This window comes from Gammaproteobacteria bacterium (assembly GCA_021648145.1).
Taxonomy (GTDB): domain Bacteria; phylum Pseudomonadota; class Gammaproteobacteria; order JAADGQ01; family JAADGQ01; genus S141-38.
Map to the genome: position 1 here is coordinate 153,356 of JAKITI010000003.1, position 22,067 is coordinate 175,422.

20 protein-coding genes are annotated in these 22,067 nt (G+C 41.6%); 18 read left to right on the forward strand and 2 right to left on the reverse strand.

Features of this window, described 5'->3' with window-relative positions; genetic code table 11:
* Positions 1 to 44 precede the first annotated feature (44 nt).
* The 13 genes from L3J70_02990 to L3J70_03050 all read left to right on the forward strand — a co-directional run bounded on the left by L3J70_02990 (position 45) and on the right by L3J70_03050 (position 14,007).
* A complete protein-coding gene (locus L3J70_02990) occupies positions 45 to 1,727 on the forward strand; it encodes a Wzz/FepE/Etk N-terminal domain-containing protein (GenBank protein MCF6235336.1) in 1,683 nt (560 codons plus the stop codon).
* A gap of 38 nt (positions 1,728 to 1,765) precedes the next feature.
* On the forward strand, positions 1,766 to 2,566 hold the full coding sequence (locus L3J70_02995) for a CpsD/CapB family tyrosine-protein kinase (protein MCF6235337.1): 801 nt from the start codon (positions 1,766 to 1,768) through the stop codon (positions 2,564 to 2,566).
* A gap of 105 nt (positions 2,567 to 2,671) precedes the next feature.
* Positions 2,672 to 3,517: an AAA family ATPase gene (locus L3J70_03000; GenBank protein MCF6235338.1), complete on the forward strand. Its 846-nt coding sequence runs from the start codon at positions 2,672 to 2,674 to the stop codon at positions 3,515 to 3,517.
* Positions 3,518 to 3,537: 20 nt separating this feature from the next.
* Entirely contained in the window at positions 3,538 to 4,311 is a 774-nt protein-coding gene (rfbF, locus tag L3J70_03005; protein ID MCF6235339.1) for a glucose-1-phosphate cytidylyltransferase, read from the forward strand.
* A 139-nt stretch (positions 4,312 to 4,450) separates the two neighbouring features.
* Positions 4,451 to 5,692, forward strand: coding sequence for a class I SAM-dependent methyltransferase (locus tag L3J70_03010; GenBank protein MCF6235340.1), 1,242 nt, complete (start codon positions 4,451 to 4,453; stop codon positions 5,690 to 5,692).
* A 16-nt stretch (positions 5,693 to 5,708) separates the two neighbouring features.
* Positions 5,709 to 6,995: a DUF4910 domain-containing protein gene (locus tag L3J70_03015; GenBank protein ID MCF6235341.1), complete on the forward strand. Its 1,287-nt coding sequence runs from the start codon at positions 5,709 to 5,711 to the stop codon at positions 6,993 to 6,995.
* A 9-nt stretch (positions 6,996 to 7,004) separates the two neighbouring features.
* Positions 7,005 to 7,844: an ABC transporter permease gene (locus L3J70_03020; protein MCF6235342.1), complete on the forward strand. Its 840-nt coding sequence runs from the start codon at positions 7,005 to 7,007 to the stop codon at positions 7,842 to 7,844.
* A 28-nt stretch (positions 7,845 to 7,872) separates the two neighbouring features.
* Positions 7,873 to 9,192, forward strand: a complete 1,320-nt coding sequence (locus L3J70_03025; GenBank protein ID MCF6235343.1) for an ABC transporter ATP-binding protein — start codon at positions 7,873 to 7,875, stop codon at positions 9,190 to 9,192.
* Positions 9,193 to 9,427: 235 nt separating this feature from the next.
* A complete protein-coding gene (locus L3J70_03030; GenBank protein MCF6235344.1) occupies positions 9,428 to 9,586 on the forward strand; it encodes a hypothetical protein in 159 nt (52 codons plus the stop codon).
* Between the two features lie 75 nt (positions 9,587 to 9,661).
* Positions 9,662 to 10,441 (forward strand): hypothetical protein, encoded by a 780-nt coding sequence (locus L3J70_03035; GenBank protein MCF6235345.1) that lies wholly within the window; start codon positions 9,662 to 9,664, stop codon positions 10,439 to 10,441.
* A gap of 125 nt (positions 10,442 to 10,566) precedes the next feature.
* Positions 10,567 to 12,486: an Ig-like domain-containing protein gene (locus L3J70_03040; protein ID MCF6235346.1), complete on the forward strand. Its 1,920-nt coding sequence runs from the start codon at positions 10,567 to 10,569 to the stop codon at positions 12,484 to 12,486.
* A gap of 25 nt (positions 12,487 to 12,511) precedes the next feature.
* Complete coding sequence (gene rfbG / locus L3J70_03045) at positions 12,512 to 13,612, forward strand: CDP-glucose 4,6-dehydratase (GenBank protein ID MCF6235347.1); 1,101 nt, start codon at positions 12,512 to 12,514, stop codon at positions 13,610 to 13,612.
* Complete coding sequence (locus L3J70_03050; protein ID MCF6235348.1) at positions 13,600 to 14,007, forward strand: WxcM-like domain-containing protein; 408 nt, start codon at positions 13,600 to 13,602, stop codon at positions 14,005 to 14,007. Before rfbG ends, L3J70_03050 begins: the two co-directional genes overlap by 13 nt.
* 108 nt (positions 14,008 to 14,115) lie before the next feature.
* Here L3J70_03050 and L3J70_03055 read toward each other — a convergent pair whose 3' ends face one another.
* Entirely contained in the window at positions 14,116 to 16,038 is a 1,923-nt protein-coding gene (locus L3J70_03055; protein MCF6235349.1) for an Ig-like domain-containing protein, read from the reverse strand.
* Between the two features lie 840 nt (positions 16,039 to 16,878).
* Between L3J70_03055 and L3J70_03060 the strand changes: the two genes are divergently transcribed.
* Both L3J70_03060 and L3J70_03065 read left to right on the forward strand, forming a co-directional pair.
* Positions 16,879 to 17,109, forward strand: a complete 231-nt coding sequence (locus L3J70_03060; GenBank protein MCF6235350.1) for a type II toxin-antitoxin system Phd/YefM family antitoxin — start codon at positions 16,879 to 16,881, stop codon at positions 17,107 to 17,109.
* Positions 17,109 to 17,525: a type II toxin-antitoxin system VapC family toxin gene (locus L3J70_03065; protein MCF6235351.1), complete on the forward strand. Its 417-nt coding sequence runs from the start codon at positions 17,109 to 17,111 to the stop codon at positions 17,523 to 17,525. Before L3J70_03060 ends, L3J70_03065 begins: the two co-directional genes overlap by 1 nt.
* A 194-nt stretch (positions 17,526 to 17,719) precedes the next feature.
* On the opposite strand, the gene L3J70_03070 is transcribed toward L3J70_03065, so the two are convergent.
* Positions 17,720 to 18,850 carry an acyltransferase gene (locus L3J70_03070; protein ID MCF6235352.1) on the reverse strand — a complete coding sequence of 377 codons (1,131 nt, stop codon included), beginning with the start codon at positions 18,848 to 18,850 and terminating at the stop codon, positions 17,720 to 17,722.
* A 196-nt stretch (positions 18,851 to 19,046) separates the two neighbouring features.
* On the opposite strand from L3J70_03070, the gene L3J70_03075 reads away from it, so the two are divergent.
* Genes L3J70_03075 through L3J70_03085 form a run of 3 tightly spaced genes read left to right on the forward strand, consistent with a single transcriptional unit; the run spans position 19,047 to position 21,997 of the window.
* The gene (locus L3J70_03075; GenBank protein MCF6235353.1) at positions 19,047 to 19,394 is read left to right on the forward strand and encodes a hypothetical protein; all 348 of its coding nucleotides are present in this window, start codon (positions 19,047 to 19,049) and stop codon (positions 19,392 to 19,394) included.
* Positions 19,384 to 20,232, forward strand: a complete 849-nt coding sequence (locus L3J70_03080; GenBank protein MCF6235354.1) for an HDOD domain-containing protein — start codon at positions 19,384 to 19,386, stop codon at positions 20,230 to 20,232. Before L3J70_03075 ends, L3J70_03080 begins: the two co-directional genes overlap by 11 nt.
* Positions 20,233 to 20,236: 4 nt before the next feature.
* Positions 20,237 to 21,997, forward strand: coding sequence for an ATP-binding protein (locus L3J70_03085; GenBank protein ID MCF6235355.1), 1,761 nt, complete (start codon positions 20,237 to 20,239; stop codon positions 21,995 to 21,997).
* Positions 21,998 to 22,067: the final 70 nt, after the last annotated feature.

Genomic DNA, 22,067 nt, shown 5'->3' on the forward strand with positions numbered 1-22,067 from the left:
TGTAAGTTGATTTTACATGATGAGTAAGGAGTAGTGCCTGAATTATGGCAACAGAACAAGATACAATGAGTGAGTTTAGTGACTTTATTGAAATTGCTAAACGACGCAAAGCACAGATTATTACCCCTTTCTTATTGATTTTATCAATTGCAGCGGCTCTCGCATTTTTTTTACCTCCTGTTTATCAGTCCACAGCGACAATTTTGATTGAGCAGCAGGAAATTCCGCAAGACCTAGTTAAGTCGACTGTCACGAGCTATGCGGATGAGCGTATTCAGTTGATTGGCAAACGTGTGATGACGAACGCCAATCTTTGGAAAATTATTGAAAAGTTTGATCTGTATTCAGAATACAGAGAGCAGGGTGAAACGGGCCTGTTGATTTCGACAATGCGTAAAGCAATTTTGGTTGATATGGTTAGTGCTGATGTTTTTCGTGGTGGGCGAGCCTCTAAAGCGACTATTGCTTTTGAACTGTCATTTGAATATGACGAAGCAGAAGCTGCGCAAAGTGTCACCAAAGAGCTGGTTCGACTGTTTTTGGCTGAAAACGTTAAGATACGTACACAAAAAGCTGAAATGACTTCGGAATTTTTAGGCGGAGAAGCTGAGCGCTTGAGTGAGACGATCAAATTGCTGGAAGCACGGCTTGCGGTATTTAAAGAGCGGAATGTCGGCCGTCTTCCTGAGTTAATGCAGTTGAATATGACTCGTATGGAAAACTCTCAAAAAGAGCTGGAGGATGTTGAAGCTCAGCTATCACTCTTGCAAGAGCGCAGGATGAGCATTGAAAGTCAGCTGGCTTATATTGCCCCTTTTTTGGGTGATAGCCCCGCCGGACGTTTAAGGGAGTTACAATCAAACTATATGAACGCAATGGCAAGGTACTCACCGGATCACCCTGATGTGGTTCGATTGAAACGGGAAGTTGAAGCACTGAAAAGACAGACGGGTGTTGGCGATGATACGAATGAAATAGCCATTCAAATCAAGCAAACAAAAGCACAGTTAAAATCAGCTCAAGAGAAGTACTCGAATGACCATCCTGATGTCATTAAGCTAAAACGTTCATTGCGGTCATTAACAAATGCATTGGAAAATGCTCGACCTTCTAATAATAAAGCTTCGCAGTTACCACCGGATAATCCCGCATATATTGCAATGAAGTCACAACTTAACACGGTTCTTATTGGCATTAAGTCACAAAAAAACCGACGTGAAAGAGTGAAGTTGAAAGCGAGAGATTATGAAGAGCGCTTGATGCAAACGCCTAGAGTTGAACAAGAGGGGCTTTTGATTAAGCGTGACTACGATAATGCCGTTAAAAAATACCAGGAAATTAAAGATAAGCAGTTACAAGCACAGATTTCTGAGCAATTAGAGTTTGAAAATAAAGGTGAGCGCTTCTCTTTGCTAGAGCCTGCCAATTTACCCACAACCCCTATTCGACCTAACCGCTTGGGCATATTATTGCTGGGATCAATTGTCGCAGTTGGTGTCGGTATTGGTTATGCAGCCATTGTCGAGTTTATGGATCGTAGTGTCCGTGGTATAAATGGTGTGACTCTTATTGCAAAAGCCCCTCCTTTAACCGTGATACCCTATATTAAAAATAATCAAGATCTGAGGCGAAAAAGAAATCGATTGATTTTTAAATTTGGAATTTTTGTTCTTATTATACTGTTGGTGGTGGGTGGATACTTGTATCTGTTGCCTATGTTTATATGACATTAATAGCCTTGAATATAAACTGGGGAGAGTTGTAGATGGACCGTATTACCAAAGCGGTTGAGCGTGCACGGAAAGAGCAGCAGGATGGAGGTGTTACGTCATCTGGAAAACGGCTTGATGCAGGGAAAGTCTATAATGGTGCACCTGTAAGAAAAATCGCTGTATCGGAAGATGTTCTAAAAGAAAATCGCATTATCACCAATAAGATAAACTTTGAATACTCTCAAATTTATAAAACACTCAGAACCCATGTGTGGCATAAAATGCGGACTCATGGTTGGAATACGCTGGCAATAACAAGCTCAAACCCTGGTGAAGGAAAGTCGCTTACGGCGATTAATCTGGCGATTAACCTGGCACTCATGGAGGTTGATCATGCTATTATATTAATTGATCTGGATATGCGAAATCCCAGCGTACATCGCTATTTTGGGCTTGAGCCAGAACTTGGTGTCAGTGATTATCTGGTTTCAGAAACGCCGCTGGATGAAATTATAGTCGACCCTGGTATTGGTCGCTTTTATGTGGTGCCGGGTAGTGTTGCCCTTCCAAATTCTTCAGAAATTCTGTCATCACCACGGACATCGCGTCTGATTGATGAAATAAAGGCAAGATTTCCATCCAATATTATTATATTTGATATGCCGCCCATTCTGCTAACGGACGATGTGCTGGTACTCTCTCCTTATATTGACTCTACTATATTAGTAATAGAAGAGGGCAAGACGCTTTCAAGAGATGCATCACGTGCAATGGATGCATTAGGTCGTAATAATTTAATGGGCACTGTGCTGAATAAAGCTGAAGTTAAGGTTCAACAATATGGTAATTTTTAACAATATAAAAGAACAGCGATAGAGAGCATTTAAGCTATGTATGAATCATTTTACGGGTTTGATGAAAAGCCTTTTTCCCTGCTTCCAGATCCTGGATTCCTTTTTATGAGTAAAAAGCATCGCCAGGCTTTGGCCATGCTCGAATATGGCTTAATGAACCAAGCTGGATTTACGGTCATTACGGGCGAAATTGGTGCAGGTAAAACGACTCTGGTCAGGCAGATTTTGGGGCAGATTGCTAAAAATATGGAAGTGACCGTCGGGCTGGTGTCAAATACGCACCGCTCATTTGGTGAGTTAATGCAATGGGTGCTCTATGCTTTTCAGCTAGAGTATCGGGGTAAGGAGAAAGTTGAACTTTATCAAACATTCGCTGAATTTTTAACTCGAGAGTATGAGGGTGGAAAACGCACTGTACTCATTATTGATGAAGCTCAGAATTTAAGTATTGAAGCACTTGAAGAGCTCCGGATGCTAGCAAATATTAACGCAGACAAGGATCAGGTTTTACAGTTGGTACTCGTGGGTCAGCCAGGTCTTCGAAATATGTTACGCACCCCGGAACTTGAACAATTTTCTCAAAGAATTGCGATAGATTTTCACTTGAAAACACTAGACTTGCAAGAGACCTGTGAATATATTCGGCATCGTATTTCTGTTGTCGGTGGTGATCATGATTTGTTTGAAACGGCAGCTTGTGTTGCCGTACACTACTATACAAAAGGAACGCCACGGCTGATTAATGTGTTGTGTGATACTGCACTGGTGTGCGGGTTTGCAGAGCAACGTAAAACAATTGATGCTGACTTGATACATGATGTTGTTAGAGATAAGACTGTGGGCGGAATCGTACCTGCATGGGAAGAGAGTGATAAAAATGGAGATGTTGTGACAGACATTCATGCTGCCAAGAAAAAGAAAGATCAAGCAAACTTGATTGACAACAAATAGCAGGAATTTAAGGTAGAGATATGAAAGTAGTGATTCTTGCAGGGGGATATGGAACGCGGATTAGTGAGGAAAGCAGTGTTCGCCCCAAGCCCATGGTTGAAATTGGTGGGCGGCCCATTTTGTGGCATATAATGAAAATATACTCTTCTCATGGCATTAATGATTTTATTATCTGTTGTGGTTATAAGGGGTATGCCATAAAAGAGTATTTTGCAAACTATTACCTGCATGCATCGGATGTCACATTTGATATGCGCAATAATGATATGGTTATTCATAATAACACTGCCGAGCCATGGCGAGTGACGCTGGTTGATACAGGTGAAAACTCAATGACAGGTGGGCGTTTGAAGCGAGTCAAAAATTATCTGGATGATGAAACATTTTGCTTGACTTATGGTGATGGTGTGAGTGATGTAAATATACGTGACTCAATTAAATTTCATAAAGAAAAGAAAACACTGGCAACTTTAACGGCTGCACAGCCACCAGGGCGATTTGGTGCTTTTAGCCTAGCTCAAAATAACAGTAATATACAAACTTTTAAAGAAAAACCAGAGGGTGATGGCGCATGGGTAAACTGCGGTTTTTTTGTGCTTGAACCTAAAGTTATTGATTATATTGACGAAGATAAAACAGTGTGGGAGCGAGAGCCAATGGAAAATTTGGCTCAAGATGGACAATTAAATGCCTATAGGCATCACGGTTTTTGGCAGCCTATGGATTCATTACGAGATAAACATGTTCTGGAAGATTTATGGTCGAGTAGTACTCCCCCATGGAAAGTCTGGTAAATGCACTTTTTAGGCTAAAGCATTGACCTCAATGATAACTCTGTATCAGGTGCTGAACCACACCATTTGAATGAACTGTTTCATGCCCATTCCTTACAGTGTTAAATTAATTATATAGACTTTATCTGGAATATAAGTAATGAGTGAAAAAAAGTGTCGATTCTGTAATACCCATCTTGAGCATGTTTTTGTTGATCTCGGTGTATCGCCTGTTTCCAATGATTTTTTGAACGAAGATGCCCTTCAAAAAATGGAACCAATGTACCCATTATGTGTGTATGTTTGTGACAAATGCTTTTTAGTACAGTTGCCTGAGCATCAAAGCGCTGACTCACTCTTTCGTGACGACTATATTTATTTTTCTTCATTTTCAAAAAGTTGGGTGCAACATGCATCGGATTATGCCGATATGATGTGTGAGCGATTTGGGTACGGAAAAGATAGTCAGGTTGTGGAGCTAGCAAGTAATGATGGTTATCTACTGCAACATTTCAAGGCAAAAAATATTCCAGTATTAGGGATAGAGCCCTGTGCTAATGTCGCTGCAGCGGCAGAAAAAGAGAAGGGGATTCCCTCTCTTGTTAAATTTTTTGGTGTGCAAACAGCTAAAGAATTGGTTAAAGAAGGTAAAAGCACTGACTTATTACTAGGTAATAATGTGCTTGCGCATGTTCCCGATATTAATGATTTTGTCGGTGGCATGAAGCTGATATTAAAGTCTGATGGTGTGATTACCATGGAGTTTCCTCATTTGATGAAGCTTATGGAGTTGAACCAATTTGATACCATCTATCACGAACATTACTCATATCTCTCATTCAGCGCCGTTGAACGTATATTTTCACATCATGGTTTAACGCTATTTGATGTTGAAGAGTTAGGTACGCATGGTGGTTCATTGCGTATTTTTGCACGCCATACAGAAGATCAAAGCAAACCCGTGACTGATCGGGCGATAGAGATGCTTAATCGTGAAGATAAAGCGGGTTATAACTCACTTGAATACTATCAGTCCTATCAAGATCAAGTCGAAAAAACCAAGCGTAATTTGTTAACTTTTCTGATCGAAGCAAAGGAACAAGGTAAAACCGTTGTGGGTTATGGAGCGCCTGCCAAAGGTAATACTTTGTTGAATTATTGTGGCGTACGCACGGACTTTCTTGATTATACGACTGATCTGAGCCCTCACAAACAAGGGTTGTATCTACCGGGTGTGCATATCCCGATTTATGCACCCGAAAAGATTATGGAAACTAAACCCGACTACGTTTTAATTCTGCCTTGGAATTTGAAAAATGAAATTATTGAGCAGATGAAAGAGGTGCGTTCGTGGGGTGGGAAATTTGTAACGCCTATTCCTGAAGTCGAAATACATGACTGATTTTTCTCTGGAAGAGATGAGTGCTGAACGATCTGCCGGAGAGTGGATGTATGGTTTTTCTGAAAAACTATTTCCACTGTGTCGCAGCATTAGTGGCGATGGCGTTCGAGAGACGCTGAAATCAATACAGAGCCATATTCCACTCGATATTCATGAAGTACCCACTGGAACAGAGGTCTTTGATTGGACGGTACCAAAAGAGTGGAATGTTAGGGATGCCTATATAAAAAATGCAAAAGGTGAGCGAATTGTGGACTTTAAAAAGTCCAACCTTCATCTGTTAAATTACAGCGTGCCAGTGAATAAGAAATTATCACTGGACGAGCTTAAAGGTCATCTTGTTACATTGCCAGAACAACCTGATTTAATTCCCTATCGAACCTCATATTACAAAGAGACTTGGGGTTTTTGCTTAAGCCATAATCAATTTGAACAGCTTAATGATGAGGTCTATGAAGTTTTTATTGACTCATCGCTAGAGGATGGCTCGCTGAGTTATGGCGAGTATCTTTTGAAAGGTGAAAGTGATGAAGAGGTCTTGCTGTCAGCGCATACTTGTCACCCATCACTGGCAAATGACAACTTGTCGGGCATCGCACTATTAACACTGCTGGCAAAACATCTCTCCAAAACCCAGCAAAAACTGACGTACCGTTTTATTTTTGCGCCGGGAACCATTGGTTCAATCACCTGGCTTGCTCGAAATGAAGAAAAAGTAAAAAATATAAAGCATGGAATTGCACTCTCCTGCGTCGGTGATGGCGGCGGGCCTGTTTATAAACGCAGCCGACAAGGTGATGCATTTATAGATAAAGCGATTGAGCATGTTTTGGAGCATTGTGGAAAATCTACAGCGATTGTTGAAGATTTTTCACCGTACGGATACGACGAACGTCAATACTGTTCACCTGGTTTTAATTTAGCCGTGGGCTTATTCGAACGCAGTAAACACGGAGTTTTTCCTGAGTATCATACCTCAGCAGATAATCTGGATTTTATAAAACCAGAGCATCTGGAAGACTCTTACCACATGATTTGTCAGATCATTAATATCCTGGAAAAGGATACTTATTATATCAATACCAATCCAAAATGTGAGCCGCAACTGGGCAAACGCGGTCTATACAGTGCGATGGGTGGAGAGAATGACCGCGTAGAGCGTCAGATGGCCATGCTATGGGTGCTTAATCAGGCCGATGGCGCTAACTCTTTATTAGATATCGCCATCCGCTCCAAACATCCCTTTGCATTGATTCAAGAAGTTGCTTCACTACTGGAAGCGCATGAGCTTCTAAAAATTTAAGGTAAATATATGAGCAAAATAGAGCAAGGTGAACTGCCTGTCACTATTATAAAAGGTGGCGATGAAAAGCGTACTATCGACTTCCAGGAGCTGAAACAGTACAGAGATCTTTTTTTCTTTTTGGTTTGGCGGGATATTAAAGTACTGTATGCGCAAACAATTTTAGGGTTTGCCTGGGCAATTTTAAACCCTTTTGTACAAATTATTATTTTTACTATTATTTTTGGTAAAGTGGCCAAACTGGATACTGATGGTATCCCTTACGTACTTTTTTCTACAGTTGCGATTATTCCCTGGACCTATATGTCAACCGCCATGCTGGCTTCCAGTCAGAGCTTGGTGGCTGGGCAAAATATGCTCGGTAAAATCTATTTTCCACGCCTGATATTTCCTTTAACCGCAGTGCTGGCCAAGCTGGTTGATTTTTTCATTGCCATGTTATTGATGGTGGCAGTTTTGTGGTTTTATGAGATCGCTCCAACCTGGAATTTACTCCTGTTTCCATTTCTTATTGTGATAATGATGTGTATTCCTGCAGGCTTGGGGATGTGGTTGTCATCACTTGCTATTCGTTTTAGAGATGTAAAATTTGCCATGGCGTATGTGATGAGTCTGCTGATCTATACAGCCCCCATTCTCTATTCCGCCTCATCAATTCCTACAGAATATCGCTTGCTCTATTCACTCAACCCGATTGTGGCTGTGATAGAAGGGTTCCGAGCCTGTTTTCTGGGAGGGGCAATACCTTGGGAATATATCCTGCCAGGTGCGATCACCGCTGTTTTAATTGTTATCACTGGTGCGCGGTATTTTACAAAAACAGAAAAACTTTTTGTTGATGTCATATAAAAAACTGGAAATGATCGAGTAAGAACATATGAGTAATAAAGATATTGCAATCAAAGTACAGGATGTCGCTAAGGTGTACCGTATTGGTACGAAAGCAAATAAGAGTGATAGTCTGGCACGTTCAGCGGTAAATTTTATTAAGAGTCCACTGGAGAATTTTAGAAAATATCGCTCCCTGTATGAGTTTGATGATATTGAAACGATTGAAGATACAGAGAGCTGCTTGTGGGCATTAAAAGGGGTCTCTTTTGAAGTCAAGCAAGGCGAGGTGGTTGGCATTATTGGCCGCAACGGAGCCGGTAAATCGACACTGCTCAAAGTGCTGTCAAAAATTACGACACCGACACGAGGCTCACTTGAGTTGCGCGGGCGAATCTCCAGTCTGCTTGAAGTCGGTACAGGCTTTCATCAAGAGCTGACAGGTCGGGAGAATGTTTACCTGAATGGTACTGTGCTCGGAATGCGCAAAAAAGAGGTCGATCGTAAGTTTGATGAAATCGTCGAATTTTCAGGTGTCGAAAAATTTCTTGATACTCCAGTCAAACGTTACTCCAGTGGAATGCGAATTCGTTTGGCCTTTGCAGTCGCGGCACATCTGGAACCTGAGATTTTGATCGTTGATGAAGTATTAGCTGTGGGTGATGCTGCATTTCAAAAAAAATGTATGGATAAAATGGAAGATGTTGGCAGTGAGGGGCGCACGGTATTGTTTGTTTCACATAATATGTCAGCGATTACCCGAATGTGTCAGCGAGTCATCTTATTGAATCAAGGTGTGGTGGAGATGGATGGCCCCGCTTATGAAATCGTCAGTGCTTATCTTGAAAAAGGCCATGGTAGTAACTCAAGTGTGACATGGGACAGTGTGGCCGATGCGCCCGGGACGGATATAGTAAAAGTCAGGGAGGTTCGCCTATGCCTTTCTGATGGAAGGCTATCTGATGCCATTGATATTCGCGAGCCCATTCATGTTGAAATTGAGTTTGAAGTCTCTACACCTGGGCATGTACTGCAGCCTCATGTTTCATTTATGAATGAAGAGGGTATTGTAGTTTTTGCTTCGGTTGATTTGGATCCGCAGTGGCGTAAACGCCCGAGGCCTGCCGGTCGTTATGTCAGTCGAGTGACCGTTCCCGCGAACTTTTTTGCAGAAGGCCCTGCGGTGATTGATATTTCGATGTGGGCGCTGGAGCCGCGTCAGGAGTTACAGTTTCATGTGAGAGATGCACTGGCATTTCAAGTCATTGATAGCCTGGATGGTGACTCTACTCGAGGGGATTGGCCAGGAAATTATGTCGGGGTTGTACGCCCCATGCTGGAGTGGAATACTGAGTTTCAAGCCTCTTGAAATTAAAAGTTTTGTGATTGGGTAGATGATTTTATTATGAAATAATGTTATTTAAGAGGCGGGTAGGGGAAGTAATACAATTCTTGCGTAATTATTCCTGAGATGTAATAGTGTTCTTTTCTGTTTGTAATGAAGTTTTTAGTTGTCTTCACTTAATGGAAAGTTGTAAAGGTCGCAGCACGGAAGTGCTGTAGTTGTTTGTTATGTTAGATGATGAAACAGGAGGCAAAAGCCAATGAAATTAGTATTTGGCATAAAGATTGTTTCACTCCTTGTTCTGCTTTTCGCTTTATCAGGTTGTAGTGATGGCGGCGGTGGCGGTGACAATGGCGGTGGCAGTGAGTCAGGCAGTAATTGGGATCAAATGAAATGGGATCAGGGTAAGTGGGGCTAAACAAGCGCTCTGATTTGATTTTTGAAACTTTAATAATAACGAATAGACATTAAAATTTAAAAGGATACATGGATTATGAAAAAAACAGCACTTTCAATAGGAATCGCAGCCGCTTTTATGATGGGTGGTTCTTCTGTTATGGCAGGCGAAATAGCAGACGATGCGATGAAAGCCTTCGTAGCAGAAGAGACGGCTCTGGCATCAGAGGTCAATGGTAATTTTACAGCTGTAAAAGATGCAGTTAATGGTAATGCAGCAGATATTGCTGGTAAGGCAGATGCTACAGCTCTTACAGAGGGGCTTGCATTGAAGGCAGATGCTATAGCTCTTACAGACGGGCTTGCATTGAAGGCAGATGCTACAGCTCTTACAGACGGGCTTGCATTGAAGGCAGATGCTTCTACTGCTGAGCCTCTTAATACAATTGACGGAAATGCTACAGCTATTGCCGAGTTAACAGGTGGTGGTTGCCCTGATGAGATGGCTGCAGTGGGCTCGTTGTGTGTGGATAAAACTGAGCATGGTGGTGTGATGGCTCCAACAACTGGAGTTGATCAAAGAGCGGCATTGAAGTCTTGTGCAGAGGCGGGTAAACGCTTATTAACTGATGCTGAATGGAGTATGGCAGCCGTAGCTGCAGAGAGTGACGCTGATTTGGGTATTGTTAATATGGCCGATGGTGTTTATGAGTGGGTCGCTGATTTTACGGGACCTGCTCAAGGATTGCTTCGTGGTAATGGTAGTGGTGTTGGAGCGGGTAATATTGATGAATATACCCCATGGTTCTTTGCAGGTAATGGTGGTGGTGATCTCGGCGGACCTAATGCCGTTATAGGCTTCCGTTGCGCCAAATAATTATGTTACTCTGAATCATGATTTAAAGATGCGGGTGTTGTTAACAACAATACCCGCATTTCTCGTTTCTTAAATTTTATCCTTCTCTTTTTTCATCCTTTTCTTTTCGACTCATTGAGTGGTTTATGAGCAAAAAAATGTTTTTATCTCATCATTTTCGTCTATTCCAGCTCTCACTATTTTCTATATTAGTGATGGCGGGATGTAGTGATAACTCAAAAAATGCAGCGCCTGTTGCAATAGACTCCGTTTTGGATGTGATGGAGGACGAGTCCGCCACTGCAATAATGGCCGCAGAAGATCCCGATGGAGATGAACTGGAATTTTCAATTAAAAATAACCCAGGTAAGGGCGAATTGACTATTCTTGACCAAGTCACTGGTCGCTATGAATATAAACCGAATGCAAATATGAATGGTGAAGATCAATTTGCCTTTCTTGTGAGTGATGGTGATAGCGAATCCAGTGGAGTAGTGACCATCCAGATTCGTGCCAGGAGTGATGCGCCACAAGCCGTGGATGATTTTTATGATTTGGGTGAAGGGATGAGCAAAGGTGCCAATTTATTAGAGAATGATAGTGATCCGGATGGTGACTCCATCACATTGAACACTACAGCTATTAGGGGCCCTACTAATGGTACGTTGACGCTGGATGCTGATGGTGGCTTTACATACACGCATGATGGCAGTGAAACCACAAGTGACAGTTTTATTTATGAAATTATTGATGCCGGTGGCTTGACAGCACAAGCAACAGTAACACTAATAATCAACTTGGAAAATGATGCTCCCATTGCTGATGAAGATCAAGAAAGTACGAATAAAGGGGTTGCCGTTAATATTAATGTAACAGCTAATGATAATGACCCAGATAGTACGATTAATGTTTCAACAATTAGCATTGTGAGCCCGCCCAGTGGAGGAAGTACGGCTGTCGTGAATGGCCTGGTGAGGTATACACCCAATGCTTCATTTGTAGGGCAGGACTCTTTTGATTATACGGTTAAAGATAGATCTGGATTGGTTTCTAATGCTGCAAGGGTGACCATTATGGTCAACCATAATAATCCTGTGGCTGAGGCAAACTGCTCATTTGCAGAAAAACAGAGTCAGCAGACGGGCACATTAAAAGCCAGTGATAATGATTCAGTTGATGCAGGTCAAATGGTTTTCAAACTCGGTAGCAATGGTGAAGTTGCAGAGAATAACTGGTTAAATACGACTTATGGCCGAGTGCGTATTACAAATAAAACAAGCGGTGCATTTGAATTTGAACATACTGATCTTGCAGGGTTAGGTAAAAGAGATGTGTTTGACTTTCAAGTGAGCGTTGAAGGTGAAACTTCTGATACAGCAAAACGATCCTTTCTCATTGAGCCACGAATTATGCCGTTAGGGGATTCGATTACAGATGGAATTAGTGAAGGCATCAATGGCGATCCAAATGACAGTCTTCCATCAATACCTGCACGAAACGGCTATCGAAAATCACTCTATAGTTCACTTACTAGCTCCAGTTATAAGATTGATTTTGTGGGCTCTAAAATGAGTGGCGATGGTAATGATAATAATCATGAAGGAAACTCTGGAAAGTCTGCGGACTGGATTCTTGGGAATGTGGATGGTTTTTTGAGTGACAATCCTGCTGAGGTTGTTTTGCTGCATGTTGGAACCAATGATCTTAATATTCCAATATCTCAGTCACCTGAGGGTGTTAAAAATGATGTGCAGGGTATATTAAATAACATTAATAGCTGGGCCGTTGCTCAAAATAGAGATATTTATGTACTGACTGCGAAAATCATTGATTTTAACCCAGAAAATAGCGATGTAGCTGCATTGAACTCTCTTGTGACTAATATGGTGGCTTCTGGAAATTGGTCTAATTTAACGGTGAGTATGGTGGATCAGTACAGTGCTTTGGCTGACAGTAATGACTGGGGGGATGAACTTCACCCATCAGCGCAAGGTTACAATAAAATGGCTAACACTTGGAAGAGTGCGTTAACACCCGTGTTAGATGCGATGTGTGTTATTGAGTGAGAGAGCCGCTTGGAATTATTAAATTATGTTTGAAAATGTATATAAAGGAAAGAAAGTACTGGTCACAGGTCACACTGGATTTAAGGGCAGTTGGCTGGTTTCATGGCTTTTAAAACTCGGTAGTGAAGTAATTGGAATTTCTAAAGATATTCCAACGAAGCCTTCCATGTTCGAAGAGCTTGATCTGCAAGATAAGATCAAACACTATCAGCAAGATATTCGAGACCTTGATGCGATAAAAAAAATCATATCAAAGGAAAAACCTGACTTTCTCTTTCATCTGGCCGCACAAGCCATCGTTTCGACCTCTTACAGTGATCCCATTGAGACAATCTCCACCAATGTAATGGGAACGGCTAATATCCTGGAAGCACTTAAAGAGATTAACCCTCTTTGCACCGCCATCATTATCACCAGCGATAAGTGCTACGATAATGTTGAGCAAATCTGGGGCTATAAAGAAAATGACCCTATGGGCGGTAAAGATATATACAGCGGCTCCAAAGGTGCGGCAGAGCTGATTATCAAATCTTACTTCTACTCATTTTTCACAGAGCAAGAGTGCAACGTTAAAATGGCCGTTGGACGTGCAGGAAATGTCATCGGTGGTGGAGATTGGGCAAAAGATCGTATTGTGGTGGACTGCGTTAAAGCTTGGAGTGAAGGCGATAAAGTTGAGATCAGAAGCCCCAATGCAACTCGGCCATGGCAGCATGTTCTTGAGCCTTTGAGTGGATACCTCAACTTGGGTTCAGCACTTTATAAAGATAAAGATTTCCACGGGGGTACATTTAATTTTGGGCCGCGTGCAGAGCAAAATCATACCGTTGAAGATCTGTTGATTGAGCTGAGCAAGTATTGGCACTTTAGTTCACCCGATGAAGCTTATGCAGTCACGGGAAATATCCCTTTTCATGAAGCAGGTCTTTTGAAACTCAGTTGTGATAAAGCGCTAGGTTACCTGAAATGGCAATCTAATCTGGAGTATTCTGAAACGATTCGCTTTACCAGTGAATGGTATTATGACTTTTATAAGAATGGTGCAGATATGTATCAAAAAACAGTGACTCAAATTAGTGAGTATGAAGGGTTTGCGAAAAAAAGAGCACTGTTATGGACAAAGTAATTCTAACGCCGCTTAAGCAAGTCATGCATCCACAGGGTGATATTTTTCATGGTATGAAAAAGAGTGATATTGGCTATGATGGTTTTGGTGAGGCCTATTTTTCAACCATTCACCAAGGTGACATCAAGGGCTGGAAAAAACATATTAAAATGACCCTTAACCTAGTTGTCGTTAACGGCGAGATTGAGTTTGTGGTTTATGATGAAGATGATGAAACATATTTCACAGTCAAACTCTCTCATAAAAACTACCAAAGACTGACTATCAAACCTGATGCTTGGGTTGCTTTTCGCGGCTTGGCTGCAAACAACATGTTGCTTAATCTTGCAAATTTAGAGCATGACCCCAAAGAAGCGATCAATATTGATTTAAGTAAAATTCATTATTCTTGGTAATCCCTATACCCACCACACTATTGTCAATAATTGGGTGGAAATTTTTCTTTTAATATAACCTGAATCCGCACCTTCAGGTGCGGATTCAGGTATAAGATTCAGAGACCCCTATTGAGTGACGTTAATAGTGACTGTCGCTTCATTAGATGGTGCGCCATAATAACTTGTATTCCACCCCACTCTTTTGTTATCTCTTGCTGTGTATTTACAAGTTGCTGTGCCAGAAAAACCGTCTGCGGGTGTATATTTTAATTGTTCACTTTCGTATTGTATCGTGCCGCTAGTGCAGCTCAATCCAGTTACTCTAGAAGGAACAATAGCACCATCTCGGTCATAATCGTTGGCGAATGCGTCAATTAAAATAGCTGAATTCATCGCAGTTGTGACAGAGTCATCATTTGCGACAGGCTGGACATTCAGGAATAAATTTATTGTGCTCTCTCCACTTTCATTGTCAACGGAGTCAACGGCGATAACGCGAATGGTATCTTTGTTTTCGAAGCAAAAAGGGACACGCGACTCATCATTTGAAATCGCCTCAATCTGGCTGCTCGTGAGGCCATTAAAAACTGTAGAAGGATCGCCGTTAGCGCATCTAGTTAAATCAAGGCCATTGCCAAAATTATAAGGCCCCTTTCCATCATAATCATACCTGAAATCCTCGCTATAGAGAGTGCTGTCGTCGCCTGTGTCTGTATATGTCGTGCCTCCTAATTTAAGTGTTCCATATTTCGGACCCGAAATAATTTTTAGTTGGAGAGGGTCATTTTCATCATCTCTAACCGTACGTAACAGCCCAGTACTGTTTTCCTTTTTGCCAGCAAGAGTAAACTCTAATACTTCATATTCATTGGAGCCATTGACTGAATCTCCATTATGTCCTGGAAGAAAGTAAGGCGCGTTGTTGGTGAATGTAATGTTGAGCGTTACAGTGGCCTCGCTACTTTCACCATTTTGGTTGGTAACGCTATACACAAAGCTATCACTAGCACAGTTTTCATTGCCATTATGAGTGTAGGCGAAGCTTCCGTCGTTCTCAAGTGGAAAAGGCTCTACAGTCGCGCAACTTGGGGCTGTGATGAGCGTGACTACCAGATCAGCTTTTGCAGTTTCACTATCACTATCATTGGCCAGCACACCCTCGGCGAAATCGTGTGTTATTGTGCTGGCTTCATTCACTGAATAGGAGTCATCGACTGCCACAGGTCTATTGACAGGAATATTAATGGTGAGGGTGACTGTGGCAATATTAGAGAGTTCGCCACTGCTGTCTTTGGCCTGATAGGTAAACGAGTCTGATGGGCTGTTTGTGCCGTTATGGATATAAACAAATGTGCCATCGGCATTAAGAGTAACCGTGCCATTGCTGGGCTGGCTTGCGTTGACTGCTTCTAATGAACTATCTTCTGCATCTGAATCATTGCCCAAAATATTAAGGGATGAGTTATTCAGTGTGCCACTTTTTTCTACCTGATAACCGCTGCCGCCATCATTGGCTGCAATAGGTGCTTTATTTTCCGGAGTGGGCTCTGGCTCTGGCTCTGGAGCAGGAGCAGGAGCAGGGCAGGGCAGAGCAGGAGCAGGAGCAGGAGCAGGAGCAGGAGCAGGAGCAGGAGCAGGAGCAGGAGCAGGAGCAGGTTCTGTACCCTCACTATTAATTACAATAGTGACTGTGGCAATTTCAGATAGTTCACCTTCACTATCTCTGGCGCGATAGGTAAAAGAGTCTTCTGTGATCGCTTCGCCGTTATGGGTATAAGCAAACGTTCCATCAAGTGCAAGAGTAAGTGTTCCCTCGCTGGATTCGCTCTCTATCACAGCCTCAAGTGGGCTGTTTTCAGCATCTGAATCATTGCTCAAAACGTTCAGTAATGCGTTATCCAGAGTGCCGTTTTTATCCACCTGATAATCGACACCGCTATCATCAAGTGCGACAGGGGCGTTGTTCGTGATGGGTTTGGACTGACCGTCACAGCCAGCAATAAACAGAGCAGCTATCAGTAAAGCTGGGGGAGAAACTTTATAAATCATAGATGATAAACCTCGCAGAATGATTAATTAATATGTTTTGCTATTTTATTTAAGACTTTTGTAGCTTTTTAATAAGTTGCCGACCAAGATTGATTCTTGGTAACTCGATATACCGATAAGAATATAGTGCGGCAAAGTAGCTAAAGAACAGAGTCAGGAAAAAGGTGAAAAATAGTTTTATCTCATCGCCATAAAGACCCGTGTTAACAATAATAAGCACAGAAGCCCCAATAAATATGTTGTGATATAGGTATGTGCTATACGAAATTTCACCGTATTGTTTCAAGAATAGTTACATGGAATTCTAACTGGTGTCCATGTCAAAAACACCTTTGAGCCACTACCCGATTTTGAAACGTTTCATTATTCATTTGTCGGGTGACTGTTTGGAGAGCTAATTTTAACAGAATAAAACGTACATAAAAGGTTTATTGACATAATATTGAATCCTTGGGGGTTTTATTCTCCCCGCTAGCGGCGTAAATATTTTTGTTTAAGGCTAACCAATATGCCCCTCTTCGCGAAGCGAATTTGAGCTCAAGCGAGAAGGCTTGCCGTGGGGCTATTGATTCTCAGGTTTAACCCACTACCGACTCTTAATTGTCTCTCATTAATGTGTCCTGTTCTATTAGACCACTGCATAGACTCGATTTAATCACTTATTTCCCTTCACTTTCTTCGGTCTACCCCTAGGTTTTGGTGTTGTACGCCGATCTGATAATTGTTCAATCTTCTCAGATTTCATATGAATCGGGGCGATCGAAAAGCTTTTTATTGCACGCCTCTGTACATAAGAGTACAGTTCGTGTATTCAAAATATGATATAGAGGCAAAATCCAGATGATGACAGTTAGTTTCACAGAGTTTAGAAAAAACGCTTCGGCTATATTTTCTTCTGTAGAAAATGGAGAAACGATTCATGTATTACGTCATGGAAAGGAAATAGCTGAAATAACGCCAATCAATAAAGAGAGTAAAGGTCAACCATCCTGGAAGCAAAAACGAATAAAGCTAACGGTTCAGGGCGAGGATATTTCAAAAATAATTATAGAAGAACGAAAAATTTCATAATGAATGTGTTCTTTGACTCTTCTGCATTTATTAAAAAATTTATACAAGAACAAGGTAGTACGGAAGTGGATGATTATTGCCAGCAGGCATCAATGCTTGGATTAAGTATCATCTGCTTGCCTGAAATGATGTCGGCGCTAAACAGAAAAGTAAGGGAGGGGAACCTCTCGATAGAGAATTATCTTATTCTAAAAGGACAAATTGCAGAGGATATAAAAGATATTCAGATTATCAATCTTGTTCCTGAAGTGGTTGAAGGCTCTATCATCTTATTGGAAAATAATATGTTGCGTTCATTAGATGCTTTACATTTATCCTGTGCAATAACGTGGAATTCTGAACTTTTTATCTCGTCTGATAAGCGCCAAATTCAGGCAGCAGAAAACTCAGGGCTACAAGTGCAGTATGTACAATAATATGGCTAAAAAAACAACACGGAGGAGGTGATGCGGCATGATAGAATTATCAAAAAGATCAACAGTTTACTTTTTTAAGTAGATGTCTACCAAGCACTTAGAGTCAAGATAGCTACAACTCACCAGTATAGTAAATGAGGCAGTACGTGTCATCTTAAGGGAAGATCAGGAGGATCTAAATTCCTTACCAATGCCTATTTTTGTAGTTTTTTAATAAGTTGCCGGCCAAGGTTGATTCCTGGTAACTCGATATACCGATAAGAGTATAGTGCGGCAAAGTAGCTAAAGAACAGAGTCAGGAAAAAGGTGAAAAATAGTTTTATCTCATCGCCATAAAGACCTGTGTTAACAATAATAAGCACAGAAGCCCCAACAAATATGTTGTGATATAGGTATGTGCTATACGAAATTTCACCATATTGTTTCAAGAACCTTGTAATAAAGGACTCTTTAATATCAAACTTTGTATATAAAACCACAAAAACACTCAGTATTGCTAGTAAACCGTATAAATTCCAGTTTAATTGCTGATTATAAAATATATGTTTCGGGAGGTGAAAGTAGTTATTTTTTACCGCAGCCGCTAATGTAAATAGTAAGATCAATAAAATAATCCCCCATCGCATGCTCATTTGTATGTTCACTTTTTTTTCAGTATATAAATATCCAATTAAAATTCCCCCGCAGAATGTAAAGGCTAAAGTGAATACTTCATACCGATCAATCTCAATGAGCTGAAGTGAGCCTATAAAATAGAGGGCAATTGCGATAAAAATAAGACCCAGTGCACGAGTGAACAATATAGCTGCAATTAATACAGGAAATATAATATAGAACTGAAACTCGACAGGAAGGCTCCAGTAGGCGACATTCATGATGTTGTCAGGACCTGTAAGATTCGATGTCAGGCTCAAATACTGTAAAACATTGATGAATGAAAAATCACTGTCGGCGAGGAACTCTATCCATAAACCTCTCGGCTCACTCAGGTAAAAGTATTGAAATATCTGAATAAAAACCAGGTAGATCAGCACGGATACAAAGAAGGCGGGCCATATTCTGAATACTCGTTTTATATAGAATTTAATAATTCCCCTATGGTTGTCAAAGCGTCTGTTACTAATCCATAGTGCGCAGCCGCTTAAAACAAAAAAGAGTGCGACACCAAAAAACCCCAGCCCCATAAAATCCATGGGTGGAAAGCGGCTTGTGACATCAGAATCAGAGTATTTGACTTTAGTCGCATCAATTGAATGAGCGACAATGACCAAAAAAGCAGCGATACCTCTTAACCATGTGAGTTGTTCTATATGTTTGTATTTCATGAATATCGGTGCGATTTCGTCCTAAATATAATCTTTTGCAGAATATAACGTATCGTCACAGCCTCAACAACACTTAATCTCTCACTATGCATCGTGTTTAGGCACTATTTTTACCTCTCTCCACTCAGATATTCCTTAAGTTTCATTTGTACTGAGCAGATAACTGTATATAGACAGCTGAACATGGAGCATTGCTGTGGCTTTAATTATTATAAATGACATTACACCTGGCATGATTTTGGCTCAAGATGTGCAGGATTCGAATGGGCGAATTTTGCTTCGTGAAGGAATGGAGTTGACGATACGCCATATCCGTATCATGAAAACATGGGGCGTTGCCGATGCTGATATCAAAGATCTCTCTTCAGAGGAAGCTGAAGATCAAAGCATGGCGCAGTTTGACCCCGCACTGCTAAAAAAGGCGGAACTCAAGGCCGATCAATTATTTAAAAAATCCAACCTGAATCACCCCGTTGTACACGAACTCTATCGGCAATGGGTGCTTCGTTATATGCAAGGAAAGGTGACCGCTCATGGCTTATGATGCGGCCTCTTTGGTTGCAAGTGCCTCTGAATTTGCAATATTACCGACCGTTTATTTTAAAGTTGATGAGGCGATTAATGATCCGTGTAAATCGAATCACCACCTCTCTCAAATCATTAATGAAGATGCTGTGCTGGCTGCAAAATTACTGCGTATTGCCAATAGTGCCTTATTTAATTTTCCATCCAGAATAGATACGATTTCAAGAGCAATCACCGTCATCGGCACGCAGCAATTGAGGGATATGGTGCTCTCTTGCTCGGTGATAAAAACATTCAATCACTTGCCTGCCGATCTGGTTGATATGGATTCTTTTTGGCGACACAGTATGGCGACAGCAGTGGCCGCGCGTTTGTTGGCCACGTACTGCAAAGAGCTTAATGTCGAGCGCTATTTTGTTGCTGGCTTATTGCATGATATTGGTCAGTTGGTCTTGTTTAGCGAGATTCCTGATCTCATTTGTGAAGTGATTCAAAAAGCACGGTCAATGCAGCTATTGTTGCAAGATGTAGAGCTGGAAATGGTTGGCTTTACTCATGCTGATGTGGGGGCTTTGTTGATGAAGTTATGGAAGTTACCTGAGTGCCTTGAGGAGGTCGTAGGGCATCATCACGTGCCTGCCAGTGCCAAAGTTTCAATAAAAGAGGTGGCTATTGTTCATGTGGCCGACCTAATGACGACCGCACTGCAGCTGGGTCGCAGTGGTGAGTTTTATGCCCCTGAATTGAACAATGAAGCTTGGCAAAGCCTTGGCTTGTCAGCCAATGTGATCCCTTTGATTATTCAGCAGTTAGAGCGGCAGTATCAGGATGCCATTCGTTATATTTTGAGTGATTGAGTTTATGTTTGATGACTCACTGACAAAAGAGAAGAGAGTTGCAACGCTTGAGAAAGCACATCATCGCTTGCTTGATTCTATAGATGTTATTGTTGCAACCCAGCCCCCTGCGTTAGGTGCGAATGAAATTCCAACCCCGGAAGTGATCACGCTTGATGCACTGACGCGTTTAAAGAAAGTGGTTCCTTTAGATGCATTGGGCCTATTGATGGTGGATAAACTGGGCTTGGAATTTGACCTTCAGGTTTGTGAGCCTAAAAGTTCGAGGCAGGATCTGGAGCGTATTGTCGATGCTTTTATTGATGATGGAACGTTTGCCTGGGCAATCAGCCAAAAACGTACGATCGTTGTTCCCAGCGGCGGTAGTTCTCAAACAAAAATACTGCATGTCATTGCAACGGAAGGTGTTGTTCTAGGGATGTTTGTTGGGTTGACAGACCTGCCAGCAATTGAAGTGGATGATGTTTTTTTAAGTCTGTTATCAGTTATTTTCATGCGTTGTGCTTATGGTCTGGAAAGCTATGCACTCAACAGGCGAATTAAAGAGCACAATCAGCACCTTGAAAAAGAGGTTTTAATTCGTACCAAGCAGTTGGTGATTGCCAAAGAGCGCGCTGAAGCAGCGAACCAGGCAAAATCAAGTTTTCTTTCAACCGTAAGCCACGAAATTCGTACACCGCTCAATGGTGTGGTGGGTATGCTGGGTCTGCTTGAAGAAGAGCAATTTGATGCAGAACAGTTGGGGTATTTGACGCTGGCACGTCACTCGTGCGATTCGTTACTCGTATTGATTAATGATCTTCTCGATTTTTCCAAAATAGAGGCGGGTCACTTAACAATAGAGAGCATTGAATTTAACCCGGCTAATATTGTTGACGAAAGTATCCGTTTATTAACAGGGAATGCTTTGAATAAAGGCCTTGAACTGGTTTTCAGTCCAGCGACTGATATACCCAGTCGAGCTTTGGGTGATCCCACACGCTTGCGCCAGGTGATGACTAACTTATTGAGCAACGCCATTAAATTTACTGATCAAGGGAAAATTACTGTAAAAATAGAGCGTGCTTCGCGGCAGCAAAATGGTTTTAATCTTCACTTTGAAGTGGTTGATGAAGGTATTGGAATTTCACTGATAAACCAGACCAAAATTTTTGAATCTTTCTCTCAAGCAGATAACTCAACCACACGAAAATATGGTGGAACGGGCTTGGGACTGGCTATTTGCAAGCGTTTAGTTAATGCGATGGGCGGTGAAATTGGTGTTAAAAGCATAGAAGGGAAAGGAAGCGCCTTTTATTTTGATGTAAATTTTTTGCCTGCACCGGATGCTACGCATGAGGTAGAGTCGACTCAGTTATTATCCAAACTAGAAAAAATAGAGCCTGGGGTGCGTGTTCTTGTGGCGGAAGACAACCGAATTAATCAAACCATTGCAAAGAAAACTTTAGGGAAGCTGGGTTGCATCGTGGATATTGCTGATCATGGAGAAATGGCTATAGCGCTTTTGTCACAGCACTTTTATGATCTTGTTTTTATGGATTGCCATATGCCGGTGATGGATGGTTATGAAGCAACACGGCAAATCAGAAACAGGGAAAAAGAGGGAATGCTGCACACTCCAATTATAGCATTGACAGCAAGCTCACTTGAAGAAGGGTATGATAAATGCGAAGAGTATGGCATGGATGATTACCTGACCAAGCCTTATAAGATAGAGCATCTTGAAGCGATGCTGGTGAAGTGGTTGCCTGAAAAGGTGAGGTAACTATTCAGCTCACCCCTGAAATTCGCCATTCGAATTTCAGGGTCAATCTGAACAGTGACATGTGCATTTT

Excerpts from the sequence above, each read along its gene's own strand:
- L3J70_03080 (MCF6235354.1), top strand. The coding sequence starts at position 19,384 with ATGGCTTATGATGCGGCCTCTTTGGTTGCAAGTGCCTCTGAATTTGCA.
- L3J70_03065 (MCF6235351.1), top strand. The coding sequence starts at position 17,109 with ATGAATGTGTTCTTTGACTCTTCTGCATTTATTAAAAAATTTATACAA.
- L3J70_03055 (MCF6235349.1), bottom strand. The coding sequence starts at position 16,038 with ATGATTTATAAAGTTTCTCCCCCAGCTTTACTGATAGCTGCTCTGTTT.
- L3J70_03025 (MCF6235343.1), top strand. The coding sequence starts at position 7,873 with ATGAGTAATAAAGATATTGCAATCAAAGTACAGGATGTCGCTAAGGTG.
- L3J70_03035 (MCF6235345.1), top strand. The coding sequence starts at position 9,662 with ATGAAAAAAACAGCACTTTCAATAGGAATCGCAGCCGCTTTTATGATG.
- L3J70_03030 (MCF6235344.1), top strand. The coding sequence starts at position 9,428 with ATGAAATTAGTATTTGGCATAAAGATTGTTTCACTCCTTGTTCTGCTT.
- rfbF (MCF6235339.1), top strand. The coding sequence starts at position 3,538 with ATGAAAGTAGTGATTCTTGCAGGGGGATATGGAACGCGGATTAGTGAG.
- L3J70_02990 (MCF6235336.1), top strand. The coding sequence starts at position 45 with ATGGCAACAGAACAAGATACAATGAGTGAGTTTAGTGACTTTATTGAA.
- L3J70_03085 (MCF6235355.1), top strand. The coding sequence starts at position 20,237 with ATGTTTGATGACTCACTGACAAAAGAGAAGAGAGTTGCAACGCTTGAG.
- L3J70_02995 (MCF6235337.1), top strand. The coding sequence starts at position 1,766 with ATGGACCGTATTACCAAAGCGGTTGAGCGTGCACGGAAAGAGCAGCAG.
- L3J70_03000 (MCF6235338.1), top strand. The coding sequence starts at position 2,672 with ATGAGTAAAAAGCATCGCCAGGCTTTGGCCATGCTCGAATATGGCTTA.
- L3J70_03050 (MCF6235348.1), top strand. The coding sequence starts at position 13,600 with ATGGACAAAGTAATTCTAACGCCGCTTAAGCAAGTCATGCATCCACAG.
- L3J70_03010 (MCF6235340.1), top strand. The coding sequence starts at position 4,451 with ATGAGTGAAAAAAAGTGTCGATTCTGTAATACCCATCTTGAGCATGTT.
- L3J70_03040 (MCF6235346.1), top strand. The coding sequence starts at position 10,567 with ATGAGCAAAAAAATGTTTTTATCTCATCATTTTCGTCTATTCCAGCTC.
- rfbG (MCF6235347.1), top strand. The coding sequence starts at position 12,512 with ATGTTTGAAAATGTATATAAAGGAAAGAAAGTACTGGTCACAGGTCAC.
- L3J70_03015 (MCF6235341.1), top strand. The coding sequence starts at position 5,709 with ATGAGTGCTGAACGATCTGCCGGAGAGTGGATGTATGGTTTTTCTGAA.
- L3J70_03070 (MCF6235352.1), bottom strand. The coding sequence starts at position 18,850 with ATGAAATACAAACATATAGAACAACTCACATGGTTAAGAGGTATCGCT.
- L3J70_03020 (MCF6235342.1), top strand. The coding sequence starts at position 7,005 with ATGAGCAAAATAGAGCAAGGTGAACTGCCTGTCACTATTATAAAAGGT.
- L3J70_03060 (MCF6235350.1), top strand. The coding sequence starts at position 16,879 with ATGATGACAGTTAGTTTCACAGAGTTTAGAAAAAACGCTTCGGCTATA.